At 69.1% G+C, this 421-nt stretch carries 1 protein-coding gene; it reads right to left on the bottom strand.

The annotated features are described in order from the left end of the window. Window positions 1-421: ATP-binding protein (locus tag MKK68_RS11750; RefSeq protein ID WP_244030431.1), on the bottom strand; the 421-nt coding region annotated here is incomplete at both ends.

Genomic DNA, 421 nt, shown 5'->3' with positions numbered 1-421 from the left:
AGATCACCAGGCCGAGGCCGGTGCCGCCGAAGCGCCGGCTGATCGAGCCGTCGACCTGGCTGAAGCGCTTGAACAGCCGGTCCTGCTGCGCCGAATTGATCCCGATGCCGGTGTCGGTGACCTCGAAGCGCAGGTCGTGGCCGCGCGCCCCCGAGCGCTCGCGCCGGACCACGAGGGTCACCGAGCCGACGGGGGTGAACTTCACCGCGTTGTTCAGCAGGTTCAGCAGCACCTGGCGCAGCCGGCTCGCGTCGCCGAGGACGAAGGCGGGCAGATCCGGGTCGATCCGGGTCTCGATCCGCAGGTTGCTCTTCAGCGCGCCGCCGCGGACGATCGAGACGGTGTTGTCGATCACCGAGACCAGCGGGAACGAGACCGGGTCGAGGGTCAGCTGCCCGGCCTCGATCTTCGAGAAGTCGAG

The sequence above is a fragment of the Methylobacterium sp. E-016 genome (assembly GCF_022829745.1).
In the GTDB taxonomy this organism is placed as follows: Bacteria; Pseudomonadota; Alphaproteobacteria; order Rhizobiales; family Beijerinckiaceae; genus Methylobacterium.
This window is presented reverse-complemented; position numbering and strand designations above follow the sequence as displayed.